This window comes from Calothrix sp. 336/3, assembly GCF_000734895.2.
In the GTDB taxonomy this organism is placed as follows: domain Bacteria; phylum Cyanobacteriota; class Cyanobacteriia; order Cyanobacteriales; family Nostocaceae; genus 336-3.
Window position 1 is genome coordinate 1,512,909 of sequence record NZ_CP011382.1, and the last position, 17,185, is coordinate 1,530,093.

Below are 17,185 nucleotides of genomic sequence, written 5' to 3' on the forward strand. Positions count from 1 at the left end.
TATATAAACGCAGTGTGGTTTTATATTTTGGCGTTATAGATGACATTCGCGATATCAGTTTTTGGCATTGCTGAACCAGGGGATGATTTCGCTAAATTCTCAACGATTTTTCAACGGTTTCAAACGCTAATTCATCCCGCACTTATGCAACGTCCAGTTTTTCAATTGGTACAAAATTCAGTTCCTGTAAGTCTTGATTTAGACAGAAATACCAATGACGACTTGCTCTGTATTTTGCAGATGATTTCTATGTTGACTGGATTTTGTAGTCACATTTTCAGACTGAACTGGGAGAGGAAAGATTTTACCTGCCAGATAATCATCAAAATGACGTTGAAAGTAAAGCCAGGAAGTCATATCTTCCACATCGAGAAAAGTCTCAGGTGCATCCTTATATAGGGGAACATTGTGATTTAGCTGTTCTTGCAGTAGTTGGGGTAATTCCTCGAAGGAGTTGACTTTGCTACCATAACCACTGTAAATCATATAGCCAGGGCGATCACCCATTTTCATCCAAGGTAACCATTGACCAAATCTATCCCAGCTGAGTCTCAATTGGGAAACTGATAACAGTTCTGGATTTAATAAATCTGCGGTGGGAACGGTAAGTTTAAACAACTCTGCTGCTTGATAGGTGGGAAAGGGACTATATTCCGCAAATTTGGGATCGTTTGCTAGGGGGTTGGGGTAAGTGGGAAAGATATCAAAGGCAAAAGTTGTCTCTTCTCCATCTACCTGTGCAGGGAATTTACCCGCAAATATACCTTGTACGGGATTATTGGCAACGTGCATCACAGGAACTATTTCCCCTGTCCAGGGATTTTCCCATTTTTGCAGCATCTCATCGGTTTTTGGACTCAGATAGTAAGTCAATTCCCTAGAAGTAAATTGCCATTCTCCTTCCTTAACGGGAATACAGCGACTCACACTCATACCCACCATATTGAATAGGAGTTTTCTTTTTTCTCCAGGAATAAAAGCATAAATACTTCCACCCCAAATCAGATAATTAGATTCTTGAGGATTTAGGGAAGAACGGGTTTTAACCCAATGTTGAGCGTCAAATACTTGAGATTGGGGAGCCATTTGTCACATCCTTGGTATAAATCAGCAAAGTTTAGCGTTGTCTAGTTGCCGATGACGAGGGGCGATCGCTCTCTTGTCGTTTCCATAATTCTCAAGTTAATCTGGTATGTCTATATATTGCTGGGAATTGGCAATAAAATGTATTTTCCTCATTGATTCAATTCCTGTTTGACAATTACTTTTCCCAGATTCCATGGGTGAATGGGATGATTGGGTCAGTTCATAGTTTTTCTTCTGTTTTCAGATGCAACGGTAGTTGGATAGTTATCCTGGGAAAAGTGAGGGTGCTATCAACTGCCTTTATTTGATCAACACCTTCCTATACCTACTCAATCTTTAAGTTAAAGGGCAACCTAGCATAGATTCCTTGGGGGTCATTCATTTTACGTAATACTGCTAATTCCTGCTGTAGCTTTTGCATCTCTAAGCTCAGGGGGTCAGAGGGAGAAGTTGGGACTTTGGGTAATCCGGTGGCAGTGCGAATATCTTGGGTAGTTTTACCAAACCAACGTTCTTCCAGGCTAGAACTCTTGGGATAATCAACCAATTGCCAATCTTTACCTAATTTGGCTTGATTTGCAGCATAGGCGATCGCCGCATCTAAACCACCGATTTCGTCAACTAGACCAATTCTCTTGGCTTCATTGCCCGACCAGACCCGTCCCTGGGCGATTTCGGCTACCTTGTTTTGAGGTAATTTGCGCCCTTGGGCAACTTTATTTAAGAATAAACTATAGATGCGGTTGACACTGCGTTGATAGATTGCCAACTCTTCGGTAGATTTAGGACGGGAAACAGTTTGGGAGTCGGCGTAACGTCCTGTTTTCACTGAGTCCCAGGTGATACCGTTATTATTGGCTAATTTTTGGGCATTGAAGAGTAAACCAAAGACACCGATGGAGCCGGTGAGGGTGTTAGCTTCGGCAAAGATACGGTTAGAATCACTGGCAATCCAGTAGCCTCCAGAAGCAGCCACATCTCCCATGGAAACAACTACAGGTTTGACTCCCCGCGTCAATCGTACTTCTCGCTGCATAATTTCCGCAGCTGTGGCACTACCCCCAGGGCTATTGATACGAAGAACTACGGCTTTGATATCATTATCTTGACGAATTTGTCGGAAGACTTTGGCGAAGCGATCGCCACCCACTTCTGTATCTTCACCTTTACCATCAACTATCTCCCCTTCCGCATACACCACAGCAATTTGATTTTTCGATTTGCGGTTAATTCCTAGGGACTCTTTGCTAACTTGGGAGTATTCGTTGAGGCTAATTTGGGTAAAGGTTTTATCTTTATCAATAACTCCGGTTAATTTTTTTAAGTCGGTGACAACTTCGTCAAAATAGGCGATTTTATCCACTAACTTATTATTTTTTGCCTGGGATGCTTCCACGAAAGCTTGACTATCGGCGATCGCCTGTAATTGTTGGGTGGTGATTTTGCGACTCTTACTAACAGTTTTCTGCCATTCTCCCCAGACATCATTGAGTAACTTTTGGGTTTGTTCGCGGTTTTCGGGACTTAATTTTTCAAGTACGTAGGGTTCCACCGCACCTTTAAATTTACCGACGCGAATTACTTGCACCCCAATCCCATACTTCTCAAACGCACCAGCTAAAAACATCGGTTGGGAACTCAAACCGTTAACTTCCAGCATACCCAGGGGGTTAACCACAACCGTATCTGCCACAGAACTCAGGTAATATTCCTTCTCACTCCAGTCAACACCATAGGCAATTACCTTCTTTCCTGCTGCGCGAAACTTTTCTAAAGCTTGGCGAATTTCCTTGAGAGTGGCAAAACCCGCAGTGGTACTACCAGTGGAAGCATCGAGGTAAATACCGACAATTCGCTTGTCATTGGTGGCTTTTTCGATGTTATCCAAAACTGAGCGCAGACTCATGCGCTTCTCTTCCGCTCCCGAAAGCACAGTTTGCAACAATTCGCTAGATGCAGGTTCCGCATCGGTAATTTTTGTCCCTAGGTCAAATACTATCACTGACTTATTTTTGACAATGGGGGTAGAATCACCCGACGATGCAGCAGCAAATATTAGCATCAACAATCCCGTCGTGCTAATCCCAAAAAAGATGAATAGTCCGAATACACTACCGATAACACTGGCAAAAGTTTGTTTAATAAAATTATTCATTTAGTTATGTAGCTAATAGTCATTAAGTCAATCCACCCAACACTCATCTATTGTAGACGCTGTAAACAGTTAGAGTTTTTTAACTGAGCAATAGTAGCATTGCCTGTACAAAAAAGCACCGTAGTTACTTCCACTATCAGTACTTCTGCTAGTTCCCATAGGGCGGCTTCCGAATGGGCAGCAGCTTTGAGGAATGGCATAGCTAAACCGGCAATATCTGCTCCTAGGGCGATCGCCTTGGCGACATCCAAACCATGACGCAAACCACCCGATGCAATTAAGGGCACATCAGGCATTCCTTGACGAATACCCACAATACATTCCGCAGTCGGGAAACCCCAATCGGCAAAGGTTCTACCTAAACGACGCTGCAAGGGAGTTTCTGCCCGCTCACTTTCTACCATTGCCCAAGAAGTACCCCCCGCACCAGCCACATCAATCGCTGTCACCCCCGCAGCAATTAACTTTTCTGCCATGACTGGGGAAATTCCATTACCGACTTCCTTGGCAATCACTGGTACTTCCAACTGAATACACAACTTATCTATTTTGTCAAGTAAGCCATGAAAATTAATATCTCCCCGTGGCTGGATAAATTCTTGCAGGGGGTTGAGGTGCAAAATCAAAGCATCAGCTTCCAAGATATCAATGACTTTACGGCATTCATCAATGCTGTAGGTGTAATTCAGCTGCACTGCTCCCAGATTAGCAAGTAACAAGACATCGGGGGCATATTTGCGCATCGCAAAGGTATCAGCTACCTGGGGTTTTTCCACTGCCACCCGTTGGGAACCTACACCCATAGCAATTTTATAATGTTGAGCAACGGCGGCTAAACGGCGATTAATCATTCCTGCTTGCTCTGTTCCCCCTGTCATGGAAGAAATCAGCAAGGGTGCTAATAAGTTTTTGCCGAGAAACTTTGTACTAATATCAATCTCATCTCGATGCAACTCTGGTAAACAGGAATGGTTAAAACGATATTTTTCTAACCCATTGGTAGTTTGGTGACATTGCACATCTTCCTCTAAACAGATGCGAATGTGATCTGCTTTACGGGTTTGGGTTGCTGCTGATTCGTTGATAGGCAGGTTCACGACAAGTACTTGACTCCGAGTTTTGCTTACTCATTTTCTAATATAAAATGCTCATCAGCACTGACATTTTCTTTCTGCTTGTGATTATTTAGTTTGATAGATACTTTCCCCATTCTCATCCTCACCATAACCAAAGTCTATCTAAGTCAGTTGGTGCAATAGAATCCCATTATGTGAAGAAAAGTAAATAAGGAATAAGGCTCAAACTCTTTCTCCCCTGCTCCCTGCTTGATTCCAACAATAAATTATTTACGCCGACCTAATTATCCATTATCAAGTGAGGTTGAAGTGGTAGATTGCACCCCATTGAACTAGAGATACTCCTGTAAGAAATCAAAAGGTTCCTCTTCCCAGCAAGGTTCTGGGAACAAAAACTTTAAGTTACTATTAATATCAGCTTCGATGTCATCACTATCTTTACGCTCAAAAAGTTCCACCATAGCTTTCCAATCCCGCTCCTTCAATTCCATTAAAGGGGGAGCGTGAAATTCTAAAGCTTTGAGGGAATGCAAGCGGAAGGGTTTATCTGACTTCCGGGAGAGATTCCTTTTCACGATGGATAAATAAAAACATTCTAACCTAAATAACCAAGTAGTCTATTGTTGGATATACTACAAGTCCTTAGGTAAATTTTCGAGGGATATTCCCTAGTTTTATTCTAGAGCATTCCTAGCTAATTAAAACAAATGAACTACTCTAGATGATTTAATAACCACACCACAGCGCTAGGAACATCGTTTACTTGGTTTCCTGGGGGAGTGGGGGGACGTTTCACCATCACCACTGGAATTCCAAGTTCCCGTGCGGCAATGATTTTGGCATAGGTGGCATCACCGCCACTATTTTTACTCACCAGAGTATCAATTTGATGGTCTTGTAATAATTTAAGTTCATTTTCCAGGGTGAAGGGACCGCGATCGCGCAAAATTTTTCCCTGGGGGATGGCAGAATTGGCTGGGGGTGGGTCAATTAACCGCATCAAAAACCAGATATTATCTAGATGGGCAAAGCTGGCGAGCTGCTGTCTGCCGATGGTTAAAAAGACTCGCTGGGCGAATTCTGGCAAGTTTTCTGCCGCAGCTGCAACGGTTTCGACTTCAATCCAGTTGTCTCCACCCACGGGTTGCCATACCGGACGTATCAGCATCAAATGGGGAAGATTACAGGCGATCGCTGCCGATGCCGCATTCCGAGATATTTCGGAGGCAAAAGGATGGGTAGCATCAATTAATACATCAATTTTTTCTGTTCTGAGGTAGGAGATTAACCCCAACTCACCCCCAAAACCACCGATTCGGAATAATCCTGAGGGGGCTTGTGGCTCACGGGTACGACCGGCTAAGGAGGTAATAACTTCTATGTTTGGTAAATTTGATACCTGGTTTACCAATTCTGCCCCATCCCCAGTACCACCCAGAATCAAAACACGTTTCATTATTCTCCTGGCTGAATAAAATTTGCAGTGGGAAAGGTTATTTTTCGGGTTATTTAAATTCGTTTTTCTTGCTTCAAGACGTAAGTTTCTTACTTATTACTCCTTATACCAATTCTCTAAAATTAGGCTACAGATGGAATCTACGGAACAATTGCTAAATCTAGATTTTTTAATTGCGTTAACGTAGTGTGCGCGAAGCGCTTATTGCGTTAGCGTTAGCGTTAGCTCTCCCGCAGGGAGCATTGCGAATTGCGAATTGCGAATTGCGAATTGGTATTACTCCTTACTAAACTTTATTGTTGTTCTGTATTCTCTTCACTAGTATCATCATTCTCCGTATCATCATCACTAACTTGCTTGAGATTTCCTGCTTTTACCCACCCTTCTTGGTTACTACCAGTGATGCGAATTTTTTGCCAAGCTTTATCATCACTTTCTTGTAAAACCACAACTTTTTGCTTATAAGCAATACCACCAAGTTTTTCTGCTTCTTGCAGAGGTTCTTGTCGTAAAACTAAACCCTTTTGCCAGGTGACACGAGCGCGGTATGCTCCTGCTGGTAGTTCTTCTGCGGGTGTTTCAGTTGCTTCTGGGGTGGGAGTTGGGGTTTGTGTCGTTGCAGGTGGTTTTGTTTCCGGGGATTTTTTGGTTGTATTCTTACTAGTAGCAGAAACACCCCTCAAGGCAGGAGTGTCATTGGAAAATACTGGTTTGGCAGGGGGAATAGAGGTACGATTCATCAAGAAAAGAGCGACAGCAACACTACTACCTGCCATGATGGCGATCGCCAAGATAATTCCGAGAATGTATTTGAGAATATTCAGCATCGTAAAGTCAATGGGTAGTGGGTAATGGGTGATAGTCAAAAATATTTCTCTTCCCATCACCATTGGTTATTATTACATTTGCCTTTGAATACGTTCATTCAAGGGGCTATGCTTGGAAGCTAACCTTGCTCTCCCTGCGGCTGCCCATTCTTGCAGTTTTTGGATTTGCTCGGTAGCGGTACGGGCAAGGGGAATAATTTGACTTGCCGCTTCTAAGATATCATCGGTGGTAAAGTCCCGACTTTGACTAAAAGCGATGTGCATTGCTTCTACTAGGGTTTGCTCGATTTCTGCTCCGGAAAAATCCGGGGTTTCGTAGGCTAATCTATCGATATCGTAATTTTGAAGATTGTGGGCACGCAGACGGGATAAATGGACGTTAAAAATGGCTTTTCTTTCTTCCTGGGTGGGTAAACCGACGAAGAATATTTCATCAAATCGCCCCTTACGCAGCATTTCTGGTGGTAATACTTGAATATCATTGGCTGTGGCAACCACAAATACCGGGGAAGTTTTTTCTGCAAGCCAGGTAATAAATGTGCCAAAAACTCGGTTAGCAGTACCAGCATCCCCCTTACTACCTAATCCGGAAAAACCTTTATCTATCTCATCTATCCATAATATACAGGGAGCAAGGGCTTCAGCTACTTGTATCATTTGTCGCGTGCGAGATTCCGACTCACCCACCAAACCGCCGAATAATCTGCCCACATCTAAACGCAGGAGGGGTAAATGCCAATGGTGGGCGATCGCCTTTGCTGTCAGAGATTTTCCGGTTCCCTGAATACCAGCTAAAAGTAATCCACGGGGATGGGGTAAACCATATTGTCGGGCTTTTTCGCTGAATGCTCCCCCCCGTCGCAGTAACCAATCCTTGAGGTTATCCAAACCACCAATATCGGAAATTTGTTCCGTTGCGGGAATGAAATCAAGTATTTGAGTTTGGCGAATGGTTTGGCGTTTTTCCTCTAAAACTAAATCCACATCTTCCGGTTGCAACTCTCCATGACTGGCGATCGCCCTGGCTAATACCCGCCGAATCCGCTCCATACTCAAACCCTGACAGGAACGCACTAAATCATCTAATACCTTGGGTTCTAGGTTATTTCTCGTAGCTTGGAGTAATTTGGCAATTTCTGTTTTAATTTCGCTGCCACTAGGTAAGGGAAACTCTAATACTGTCAATACTTCCGTCAAATCATCGGGAATAACAATTCTCGGCGACAGAATAATAATATTTTTTGGTTGTGACTTAAATAACTTTGCTAAATTCCGTAATTTACGGGCGATCGCCACATCATCTAAAAAACGATGATAATCACGCAAAATAAACACAGCTGGAGCAGTTGCGGGTAATTTCTCGACAAACTCCAATCCCTGTAATGGATTTCTCCGCCCAAAACCCGCATCGTTGGGATTACCCTGATACCCATCTACAAAATCCCAAGTATACACCGGACGATTGCCCTGGGCTGCTGCATCTTCCCGAATTGCCGCTTCTACCCGCTCTTCTTCATAGGTGGGAATATAAATTAAAGGGTAGCGCGCACGCAAGAGTAACTTAAATTCATCACGAAAAGTCATGATAATTGAGCATACTAACTTTTTTAAATCATTGTCCCATTAAAGGCAGAAAAGCCACTGCCAATTTTTTTCGTGAATCTTTTGGTGATTTTTTTGGTAAATTTGCATCCATCTACACATCCAAACCCCGCAACCCCACGTATATAACTCCAGATGGGGGAAATGAACGGGTAATTGCCAGCATAGCCCCAATAAATTCCAAGATTTCACCGCCAAATCATCCATCTCTCTAGTTTTATGACTGGAGTTAGGGACAGTTAATTGCAACTGTTCTCTATTTTGCCCGGTTAGAAATCAGCGTTGATTGACATGATGACATTTTTTAAGGGAATTACGAGCCATGAATTTTGAATTTACTAATGAAAAGACTGGTAGCAAAAAAGCATCCCGTCGCCAAGTAATTGTCACAGGTGCGATCGCGGGTTTAACAACTGCCTTCGGTTTGCCTATTTTGGGTGAAAAAGCACAAGCACAGTCTTCTTGGAAAGCTAATGATATCAAGGTATTGAATAATGCCCTATATTATGAACATCAGGCAATTTGGGCTTATGGTTTTGCTGCCGGTAAGCTGACGAATACCGATGTCGGCAAAGCTGTTTTAGCTTTAGCACTTCGCAACCAAGATGATCATAAAAAACATCGGGATGTTTTAACTGCTGCTGTCAGTAGCTTGGGAGGAAAACCAGTCAAAGCGGAATCGGAATATGATGTTTCTTCCTATATCAAACAGGGTGAAGGAAATGTGGATAGTGATGTGAATATTGCTAAATTAGCCCTCGCCTTAGAAATAGATGCCGCGATCGCCTACACTTTAGAAGTTGCCAAGCTGAAAACTCCCAAGTTTATGACCGTTGGTGCTAGTATCGGTACTACAGAATCCGCCCATGCAGCCGCAATTCGCGCCACATTCCGCACCTTAGGAGTAAATATTGAAATCGTGCCAGCAGCTTTTGTTAGTCCAGAAAATCGCTCTGCTTGGATATTAAAAGTCTAGAATCTCACATTCTTTGTCTTTTGATGTGAAAAATATAGTTTAAGCCAATGAAATAATTGAGTATTTTATCAATGGTGCGCAGAATTTTCCCAACAACACGCACGGAAAATTTCCCTAGGGGCAATTTGCGAAGCAAGGGATAAATAATAGTTGCATTGCGTCGCCATCCCAAGCGCTTGTATTTATTTTGAAAATACTCATCTTCTGTGAGTTGCCACTTATTTTGTAGGTGCTGTAAACTTGCCAATTCCCACCCATCGCTCCAACGCAACATATAGTAATGTATATCTGCCCAAGTTTGTAGTTTTCCTGGAACATAGGTGACTAGGGATGTGGGTTCTAAATATATCTCCCCCCCGACTTGAGCAACCTGCATACATAAATCTATGTGTTCTTTGGTATTGAGTAACTTTTCATCCAGAGAACCGATTTTGTCAAAAATTTCTCTGCGTACCAACATACAGTGAAACTCTGCTAACCCGGTGGTTTGACGTTGCAGTTGGGGGAGAATATCCACAACCTTACGTCCTTGATGGTGTATTTTCTCAATGATACGCCGTCGCCCACCTTGATTTTCTTCCCTGACTCCTGACTTGCCACCAGCACAATGAATTTCTGTGTGTAGCGGTGTTCCTTGGCAAATTAGGGGACTGGCGATCGCGGCTTTTGTCTCTTCTGCACAATTCACTAGATTTGTCAACCACCCAGGGGTGACAATGACATCGTTATCGAGAAAAACCACATAGTCACTGCTGACTTGATTTAAGCCAAGATTTCGGGCTTGGTTGGGGGAAAGATAGTAATCTGTGCGTTGGAGTGTAAATTTTTGGATTTCTGCTTGGGTAGCTAAATAATCTCGAATTTCCCTAGGGGAACCACCATCTATATATATCAACTGGAATGGGTAGTCAGTATATTGATAGATACTTTCGAGGGATTCACGGGTATGGCTGAAACGTTCTCGTGGAACTACGATAATAGTCACACTTGGTAGGGTATTTGCACTCATATTTTTGACTAGCTGGCAAAACTGGGAAATTTTACTCTGTTCACATTTTAAAGCTCTTTCTCAGCGATAGACTTCCAGCTAGTGTGTTGACTTTGTATCATTTTTGTTCAAAATTCATCCAAAGGATATGCCTTTTGAATTTTGAATTTCGCCTAGGGCTACTAGACTTTAACCCATCGACATCTGAGTTGGCGATGTCCTGTTTCGCTTTCCTCAATTTCCCAAACCGCAACTAAATTACTCTGTTTGCGAGTCTGAGGTGAAGCTGGCAATCCCAGACTGTTTGTCGAATATAATTTTTCCAGAGTTTGTATGGTGATTTGATATCTCATAGTAGATGCTCTCCTGGATGAATTCCAAAATTTTTGACAAGTATGTGTAAAATTACACTAGTAATATTGATGAACGGCGATCGCTCCATCAATTGGTATAGGTGACATACAGAAAGGCGGAATTTAATTACGTAAGAATCAAAATATGTGTAATAAATCTACATACTTAAACTGATTTAACAGGGATTCAGAGGGATAAAATGTTAATTTCCCAAAAATCATCAAACTATGCAATCTCAGCAGAAAAATAAATTAGCAAGATTAATTCTGACAATTTCTCTTTACTGTTTACCCTTATTAGCTTGTAATCAACCACAACAAATTAGTCCCAACAATCAAACACCAACAGCCACAGAAACCTCTGTAAATCCAGCAACTCCTTCAGCTAAACCTCTATCTTTACAAACATCATTACCGCAAGATAAAAATTATTTTCTCGATAATCAAATCTGGGGGAACCCTGGAGATAAACAAAATTTAATCCAAGCCATTGATCATAGTTTAAATTATCTCAAAACTTCAGAAGCAAAAACAGCGTATCAAAACTATATTATTCCCGAAATTACCAAAGAAAGAGTAGAAAAAAGCCTAAAAAGATTTCGAGAATTAGTTATTACTTCCCAGAATCCCCAAGAATTACAAGCTAATGTAAACAAAGAATTTGTGTTTTACAAATCTCTAGGTAGCGATAACCAAGGAACTATTGTCTTCACAGGTTATTACAAACCAATTTACCAGGCAAGTCGCAAACAAACCGCCGAATATCGTTATCCTATCTACCGTTTACCTGAGGATTTTTCCACCTGGAGTAAACCCCATCCCACCCGTTTAGAATTAGAAGGGGCAGACGCTTTACAAGCTGATAAAGGGAAACTCAAAGGTTTGGAATTATTTTGGTTAAAATCCCGCTTAGATGCTTTTCTTGCCCAAGTGCAAGGTTCTGCTGTCTTACAATTTGCGGATGGAACTAAAACCACAATTAACTATGCCGGAAATACGGAGCATGATTATGTGAGTTTAGGGAAGGAATTAATTAAAGATGGGAAATTAGAGCAAGAAGGAATTACTTTAGAAAAGGTAATTAACTATTTAGAAAAAAATCCTGCCAGCCAAAATATTTACTTACCTCGTAACCCCAGATTTATCTTCTTTAAAGATACAAAAAATGCCCCAGCAATTGGTAGTCTTAACGTTCCAGTCACGCCAGAAAGGTCAATTGCCACAGATAAATTCCTCATGCCTCCCGGTGCTTTAGCTATTATTCGCGCGCCCTTTCCTTTCATCAATCAAGGGAAAATTGAACAGCGTCTTGTCAGTCGTTACGTTCTCGACCAAGATACAGGAGGTGCAATCAAAACTCCAGGGAGAGTTGATTACTATATCGGTGTCGGCAAACAAGCTGGCGATCGCGCTGGTTCTATTGTGAATAAAGGTGAGCTATATTATCCCCTATTGAAAGATTAAAGAGAGACTTGTTTTTAATTGAGCTAATTTTGAGCGTTTTGATTATGCAAGGGGAATAATTAAGCTGAAATTAAGTATTTTGTAAGAGAAGGTCATGTACGGATTAGTGAATAAAGCGATCGCCGATATGGTGAAGTTGCGATTTGGGGAAGACAAGTGGCAGCAGATTTGCAAAGCAGCGGCGGTTGAGTCTTTACTTCTGAGCATGGAAGTCTATCCTGATGATTTAACTCATCGTTTAGTCAAAGCCAGCAGTGAAATCTTAGGACTGACATCGGCTGAGATTATGCAAGCATTTGGCGAATTTTGGATTCAATATACCACTGAAGCTGGTTATGGAGAATTACTCGATATGAGTGGCGATGATTTGCCCGAAGTTTTAGAAAATTTGGATAATTTACATACTCGACTGGGTGTGATTTTTCCGAAGCTGAAGCCACCTTCCTTTAGGAGTGACATGATTGATGAGCAAACCCTAACCTTGGAATATCACTCTGAGCGAGAAGGATTAGCACCAATGGTGATGGGATTGGTAAAAGGTTTAGGAGCGCGATTGGATACTGATGTAACGATTGAGCAAACCAAACATCGGGAGAAGGGTGACGATCACGATGAATTTTCGATCCAGCACAAGCCCCATTAATCCCTAGCAAATAAACTATGACTCTTGACTATACGTTATCGCCTCAAATGTTGGCGACTGCCTTTCCCTTCCATTTGGTCATCAATCATGACTTACAAATTATTCAAACTGGGACTGCGATTCAACGTCTTTATTCACAGTCTTTGGTTGGTAGTTTATTAACCGATCGGTTTAGTGCTGAGCGTCCTCCCATCGATTTAACCTGGGATACACTAAAAAAACACACGAAATCTCTATTTATTTTAAGATCGTTACATCACGATATTCAGCTCAAAGGTCAAATCATTCTCGCAGATTCAGACGAACTCCTATTCTTTTTGGGTTCGCTGTGGGTGGATGATGTTTCTAGTTTAACGACGATTGGGATTAAGCTCAAAGATTTTGCCATTCACGATCCCACGATCGATTATTTATTTCTACGCAAAACCACCGATACATCGCTCCAAGAGGTGAAAAAACTGACTGAGGAACTCATCTTTCAGCAAACTCAGCTACAACAAGCATTAGTTGTTAAAGATAACTTGGCAAAAATTGCGAAATCTCAAGCCAATCGCTTGGAAGATGCCCTAAAAAATTTACAGCAGGCACAATCCCAATTGGTACAAACAGAAAAAATGTCTAGCCTCGGACAGATGGTGGCGGGAGTTGCCCATGAAATTAATAATCCCGTCAGCTTTATTCATGGCAACTTGAAATTTGCTCGAGAATACATCGAAGACTTATTGCAACTCGTCGCACTCTATCGGCAGAAGTATCCAGCAAGCGATCCCGATATTGAAGCATTCTGCGAACAGATTGAGTTTGATTTTTTGATCGATGACCTGCCGCAGATGATGCAATCAATGTATTTAGGAACCGATCGTATTCGTAACATTGTCGCATCCTTGCGCGTCTTTTCTCGTCTCGATGAAGCAGAACACAAATCGGTGAATATCCATGACGGATTGGACAGTACACTGCTACTGTTGAAACACCGTCTCAACGCAACCAGCGATCGCCCCGAAATTCAAGTTATCCACCAGTATGGGGAGTTACCTAATGTGGAATGCTATGCAGGGCAACTCAATCAGGTGTTTATGAATATCTTGAGTAATGCGATTGATGCGCTAAATTCCTGGGATGAATTACAATCCTCGCCGCCGCAAATTCAGATTAAAACCAGCGTAGATACGCCAGAAACCATTTTGATTGAAATTGCTGATACAGGTATTGGAATTCCTGAAACTGAGCGATCGCGGCTCTTCGATCCTTTTTTCACGACGAAACCCATCGGGCAAGGTACTGGATTAGGATTATCGATTAGCTATCAAATTGTTGTCGAAAAACATGGTGGTCGTCTGTGGTGCGAATCAGCCGTCAACCAAGGTACCACATTCTTCATCCAATTGCCACAAGTGTTGGGAGTAATGAAGCGCGATTACAGTCTCACAAAGCAGTTGGAGCTAACTCAATAGGGTTCGGATAAACAGAAAATGGAATAATATTTTCGGTCGTAACTCACATTTTTACGTCTTTCCCCTTTAACCGAACTGTATTGGAAGTTAACTTCCCTGAGATTTCACATACGATGTTTATAGTTGAACGCCCACGATGGAAAAAACAGAAGCTCCCATCCTCAAGACAAAAAACATCCTGCTCACGCCATCTTCATTAGATAAAAGCTCCATTGCAGACTTTTGCGGAACCGCGATCGCGATCGATGACATTTCTGCCAATCTATCCAGCTTTTCCCAAAATACCGTTTACCTGTGTGGCGACTTATCCCAAATAAACTTTCACAATTTTCATACAGCTAATTCCCCAACGGGGACGCTACCCGAACGAGTATTCGCGATTAGGGAACTTTCCTATGGTTACAACGATGAGGATGATGGCAAGAATTGGAAGCTTGTAAATCTGGGACGGTTTCCTATCCTTGTCCATGGTGTTGGTGTGTACTATCGACGCTTTTTCGATCTGGGATGCGATCTCTTCCACCAGATTTGTGCAGAACACACTTTCCAAACCCTTACAGAGTCTACCAAACCTGGAAAGGCTCATCGCACTGGCATCTATCTCACACCCGTCACCCAGGAAGGAGAAGACCTACATTTTCGCCTGCTCAGATGCTCTACAAATCTATCAGGAGCAACCGAGAATTTTCGCGCGATCGACAGGTATATTGTTGATGCTCTCAACCAGGAGGCAGCCTTTATATTTCAGAACCAGGCACCACTAAATCACGTCCTAGCGCAGATTTACCACAACACCCTCGCCACTGCGACAAAAAAGCAGTCTAAAGCCAAAATCTCGGCACATGCAGATAAGACTAAAGATATGCCTGTAAATGGCATCATTGCCTTCTGCACCTTTTATGATCAGCTCGATCAGCTACGTCCCCTGACTAAAGACGGTTTCGATTATGGCTATAAGGGTATTAGTGGACTGACTAAGCTGCATTTTCGTCTCAAAGACGCGATCGCCGCAGATCCTGAATGTACTCTCCCCCGTCAGTTCACCTTGACTTTGTACCCTAACTCTGTATTCTTCATGCCTCTGTCCACGAATCGGTTCTACACCCACGATATTCGCTCATCGATACTGGATGCCGAATTACTCCCAACCCGTATGGGTTATGTGGTGCGCTGTTCCAGTACCGAGGCTGTTTACCAGAAAGATGGCACTTACCTGAAGCGGGACGGAAAGTTAGTAAAATTGTTACCACCGACTGTGGAAGGTATTGATGAACTGCGAAAGCTGTATGCAGAGGAGAACAATACCTCAGCTTTTATCGATTACGGCGATAAGTTTCTCTTTAGTATGAATACGGGAGATTACCTTGCCCCCCGAATATAAGATGACGGACGAGATTCGCTCCTATACCTTAGCGATCGCGGACAATCTATTTGAGGAACTGTTGGCATCGGTGCGGTTTGAAGACGTGGGTAAAGGTCGCCAGGGGGCGGTACTGATAAAGCTGGATGAGATATATGGCATTCCCCTCGTCCGTACTACTACCAGATACAACATCCCTGCACAACCCTTTCAGTCGGTACACGATCGGTTAGCACGGCAGATTCAAACAGTTGCATCGCTTGCGGTTGGTTTTAACAACGCTCTCATCGAAAATTACACCAACGCTTACACCAAAATGGGCAGTCATTCCGATCAAGCTCTGGATCTGGCAGATGAATCTTCGATTGCGATTTTCTCCTGCTACAAATATCCTGAAAGCGCCAACCCACCCAGGAAACTGCTTGTGGAATCAAAGGAGTCTGGGGAGAATGGGGAGATTCCCTTAACTCAAAATAGTATCTTACTGTTCAATCTGGACACTAATCGGCGGCTCAAGCATAAGATTGTGCTAGATAAATCTGCCCAAATGCCTGAGAATCAATGGCTGGGTATCACCTTCCGAACGTCAAAGACTTTTATTCGGTTTCGTGACGAATGTGCATACTTCTCGGATAATACAAGGCTGACCTTGGCAAATGAAGAACAAAGGCTTGAATTCTACCATCTGCGGCATCGAGAAAACAATGAAACAGACTTCACCTACCCTCGAATTACGTACACCATCAGCGAGAGTGATATGATGCCACCCTAACCCGAATCCTGAACTGTATCGGTGTCAGTAAACAAGCTGGCGATCGCGCTGGTTCTATTGTGAATCAAGGTGAGCTATATTATCCCCTATTGAAAGATTAAATAGTTATCAACCTGTTCGAGATCAGGCGATCGCACCATCAAGAGTAATAGAAGTACCGATTATATCAGTGCCAAAATTGACAGGCTAGCTTCATCTCTGAACTGGACGATCATGAACACACAGGATTTCAGGTAATTAAAATATTCTTCTTCAATGGGTTGCCTTAAAATAAACAGTAAAACTTGAGATTAGGGGGTCAGCAATGAATCCTACAGATAATTACCCAGCAGAGGATAGGTCGTCAGCAGATTTAGTATCTGTAATAGAGCTACAGCAAAAGCTTAATGATTTGCTCCAGCAACTCTCTCCGGAGCGATTACAAGTGCTTGCTGATTTTGCAGCTTACTTGGCAAATGCTGAAAGTGAAACTGCAACCCAAGAACTACTGGAAATCCCTGGATTACTGAAGCGAGTTAAGCAAAATCAAGCCACCCCTAAAGCCCAATACACCAGTTGGAGAAGCCTTCGCTCCGATGTATGAAGTTCTTCTCCATCCCGATGCCCAAAAAGTTTATGTTAATGCTGACAAAGCCCTAGCCAAGAAAATTGCCCGATGTTTGCAGTTGCTAGAGCAAACTCCCCGGTCACATCCTAATATCAAAACCCTCAAAGGAGATTATACAGGCTACTATCGCTATCGGATTGGGGACTACAGGGTGATCTATTCCATAGACGATGAACTAGTTCAGGTATTTGTTATAGCGATCGCCCATCGTAGTGAAGCATATGAACCATAGAGACGAGTTGACAGGTCTGGCTGCAAAGTAGAAACGATGCATAACAACATCCTGAATCCTGAATAACTGCATCGGTGTCAGTAAACAAGCTGGCGATCGCACTGGTTCTATTGTGAATCAAGGTGAGCTATATT

Annotated in this window: 17 protein-coding genes; 8 read left to right on the forward strand and 9 right to left on the reverse strand. The window is 42.6% G+C overall.

Annotation, left to right across the window (positions count from 1 at the left end; all coding sequences use genetic code 11):
• Positions 1 to 198 precede the first annotated feature (198 nt).
• From IJ00_RS05980 to IJ00_RS06010, 7 genes are all read right to left on the reverse strand, one after another.
• Positions 199 to 1,086: a DUF1838 domain-containing protein gene (locus tag IJ00_RS05980; protein WP_082127272.1), complete on the reverse strand. Its 888-nt coding sequence runs from the start codon at positions 1,084 to 1,086 to the stop codon at positions 199 to 201.
• Between the two features lie 325 nt (positions 1,087 to 1,411).
• Positions 1,412 to 3,241, reverse strand: a complete 1,830-nt coding sequence (gene sppA / locus IJ00_RS05985) for a signal peptide peptidase SppA (RefSeq protein WP_035150971.1) — start codon at positions 3,239 to 3,241, stop codon at positions 1,412 to 1,414.
• Positions 3,242 to 3,288: 47 nt separating this feature from the next.
• Positions 3,289 to 4,338: a type 2 isopentenyl-diphosphate Delta-isomerase gene (fni, locus tag IJ00_RS05990; protein WP_035150974.1), complete on the reverse strand. Its 1,050-nt coding sequence runs from the start codon at positions 4,336 to 4,338 to the stop codon at positions 3,289 to 3,291.
• Between the two features lie 311 nt (positions 4,339 to 4,649).
• On the reverse strand, positions 4,650 to 4,892 hold the full coding sequence (locus tag IJ00_RS05995; RefSeq protein ID WP_035150977.1) for a hypothetical protein: 243 nt from the start codon (positions 4,890 to 4,892) through the stop codon (positions 4,650 to 4,652).
• Positions 4,893 to 5,029: 137 nt separating this feature from the next.
• The gene (locus tag IJ00_RS06000; protein ID WP_035150979.1) at positions 5,030 to 5,773 is read right to left on the reverse strand and encodes a cobalt-precorrin-6A reductase; all 744 of its coding nucleotides are present in this window, start codon (positions 5,771 to 5,773) and stop codon (positions 5,030 to 5,032) included.
• Between the two features lie 293 nt (positions 5,774 to 6,066).
• Positions 6,067 to 6,657 carry an SH3 domain-containing protein gene (locus IJ00_RS06005; protein WP_046814968.1) on the reverse strand — a complete coding sequence of 197 codons (591 nt, stop codon included), beginning with the start codon at positions 6,655 to 6,657 and terminating at the stop codon, positions 6,067 to 6,069.
• Between the two features lie 15 nt (positions 6,658 to 6,672).
• Positions 6,673 to 8,184 (reverse strand): AAA family ATPase, encoded by a 1,512-nt coding sequence (locus IJ00_RS06010; protein ID WP_035150982.1) that lies wholly within the window; start codon positions 8,182 to 8,184, stop codon positions 6,673 to 6,675.
• Between the two features lie 340 nt (positions 8,185 to 8,524).
• Here IJ00_RS06010 and IJ00_RS06015 point away from each other — a divergent pair, with 340 nt between their 5' ends.
• The gene (locus IJ00_RS06015; RefSeq protein WP_035150984.1) at positions 8,525 to 9,178 is read left to right on the forward strand and encodes a ferritin-like domain-containing protein; all 654 of its coding nucleotides are present in this window, start codon (positions 8,525 to 8,527) and stop codon (positions 9,176 to 9,178) included.
• Positions 9,179 to 9,182: 4 nt separating this feature from the next.
• Here the strand turns inward: IJ00_RS06015 and IJ00_RS06020 are convergent, their stop codons facing one another.
• Together IJ00_RS06020 and IJ00_RS28780 are read right to left on the reverse strand one after the other, a co-directional pair.
• Entirely contained in the window at positions 9,183 to 10,187 is a 1,005-nt protein-coding gene (locus tag IJ00_RS06020; protein WP_035150985.1) for a glycosyltransferase family 2 protein, read from the reverse strand.
• 161 nt (positions 10,188 to 10,348) lie between these two features.
• A complete protein-coding gene (locus tag IJ00_RS28780) occupies positions 10,349 to 10,519 on the reverse strand; it encodes a hypothetical protein (RefSeq protein WP_168163429.1) in 171 nt (56 codons plus the stop codon).
• 228 nt (positions 10,520 to 10,747) lie between these two features.
• Between IJ00_RS28780 and IJ00_RS06025 the strand changes: the two genes are divergently transcribed.
• From IJ00_RS06025 to IJ00_RS06055, 7 genes are all read left to right on the forward strand, one after another.
• Positions 10,748 to 11,983, forward strand: a complete 1,236-nt coding sequence (locus tag IJ00_RS06025; RefSeq protein ID WP_035150988.1) for a murein transglycosylase A — start codon at positions 10,748 to 10,750, stop codon at positions 11,981 to 11,983.
• 94 nt (positions 11,984 to 12,077) lie between these two features.
• Positions 12,078 to 12,626, forward strand: a complete 549-nt coding sequence (locus IJ00_RS06030; protein WP_035150990.1) for a heme NO-binding domain-containing protein — start codon at positions 12,078 to 12,080, stop codon at positions 12,624 to 12,626.
• 17 nt (positions 12,627 to 12,643) lie between these two features.
• Positions 12,644 to 14,080 carry an ATP-binding protein gene (locus IJ00_RS06035; RefSeq protein ID WP_035150991.1) on the forward strand — a complete coding sequence of 479 codons (1,437 nt, stop codon included), beginning with the start codon at positions 12,644 to 12,646 and terminating at the stop codon, positions 14,078 to 14,080.
• Positions 14,081 to 14,216: 136 nt separating this feature from the next.
• Positions 14,217 to 15,461 (forward strand): hypothetical protein, encoded by a 1,245-nt coding sequence (locus IJ00_RS06040; protein ID WP_035150995.1) that lies wholly within the window; start codon positions 14,217 to 14,219, stop codon positions 15,459 to 15,461.
• A gap of 1 nt (position 15,462) precedes the next feature.
• The gene (locus IJ00_RS06045; protein ID WP_046814730.1) at positions 15,463 to 16,212 is read left to right on the forward strand and encodes a hypothetical protein; all 750 of its coding nucleotides are present in this window, start codon (positions 15,463 to 15,465) and stop codon (positions 16,210 to 16,212) included.
• A gap of 304 nt (positions 16,213 to 16,516) precedes the next feature.
• Positions 16,517 to 16,795 carry a DUF2281 domain-containing protein gene (locus tag IJ00_RS06050; RefSeq protein WP_035150997.1) on the forward strand — a complete coding sequence of 93 codons (279 nt, stop codon included), beginning with the start codon at positions 16,517 to 16,519 and terminating at the stop codon, positions 16,793 to 16,795.
• Positions 16,788 to 17,051 (forward strand): type II toxin-antitoxin system RelE/ParE family toxin, encoded by a 264-nt coding sequence (locus tag IJ00_RS06055; RefSeq protein ID WP_035151000.1) that lies wholly within the window; start codon positions 16,788 to 16,790, stop codon positions 17,049 to 17,051. Before IJ00_RS06050 ends, IJ00_RS06055 begins: the two co-directional genes overlap by 8 nt.
• The last annotated feature ends 134 nt before the right edge of the window (positions 17,052 to 17,185 follow it).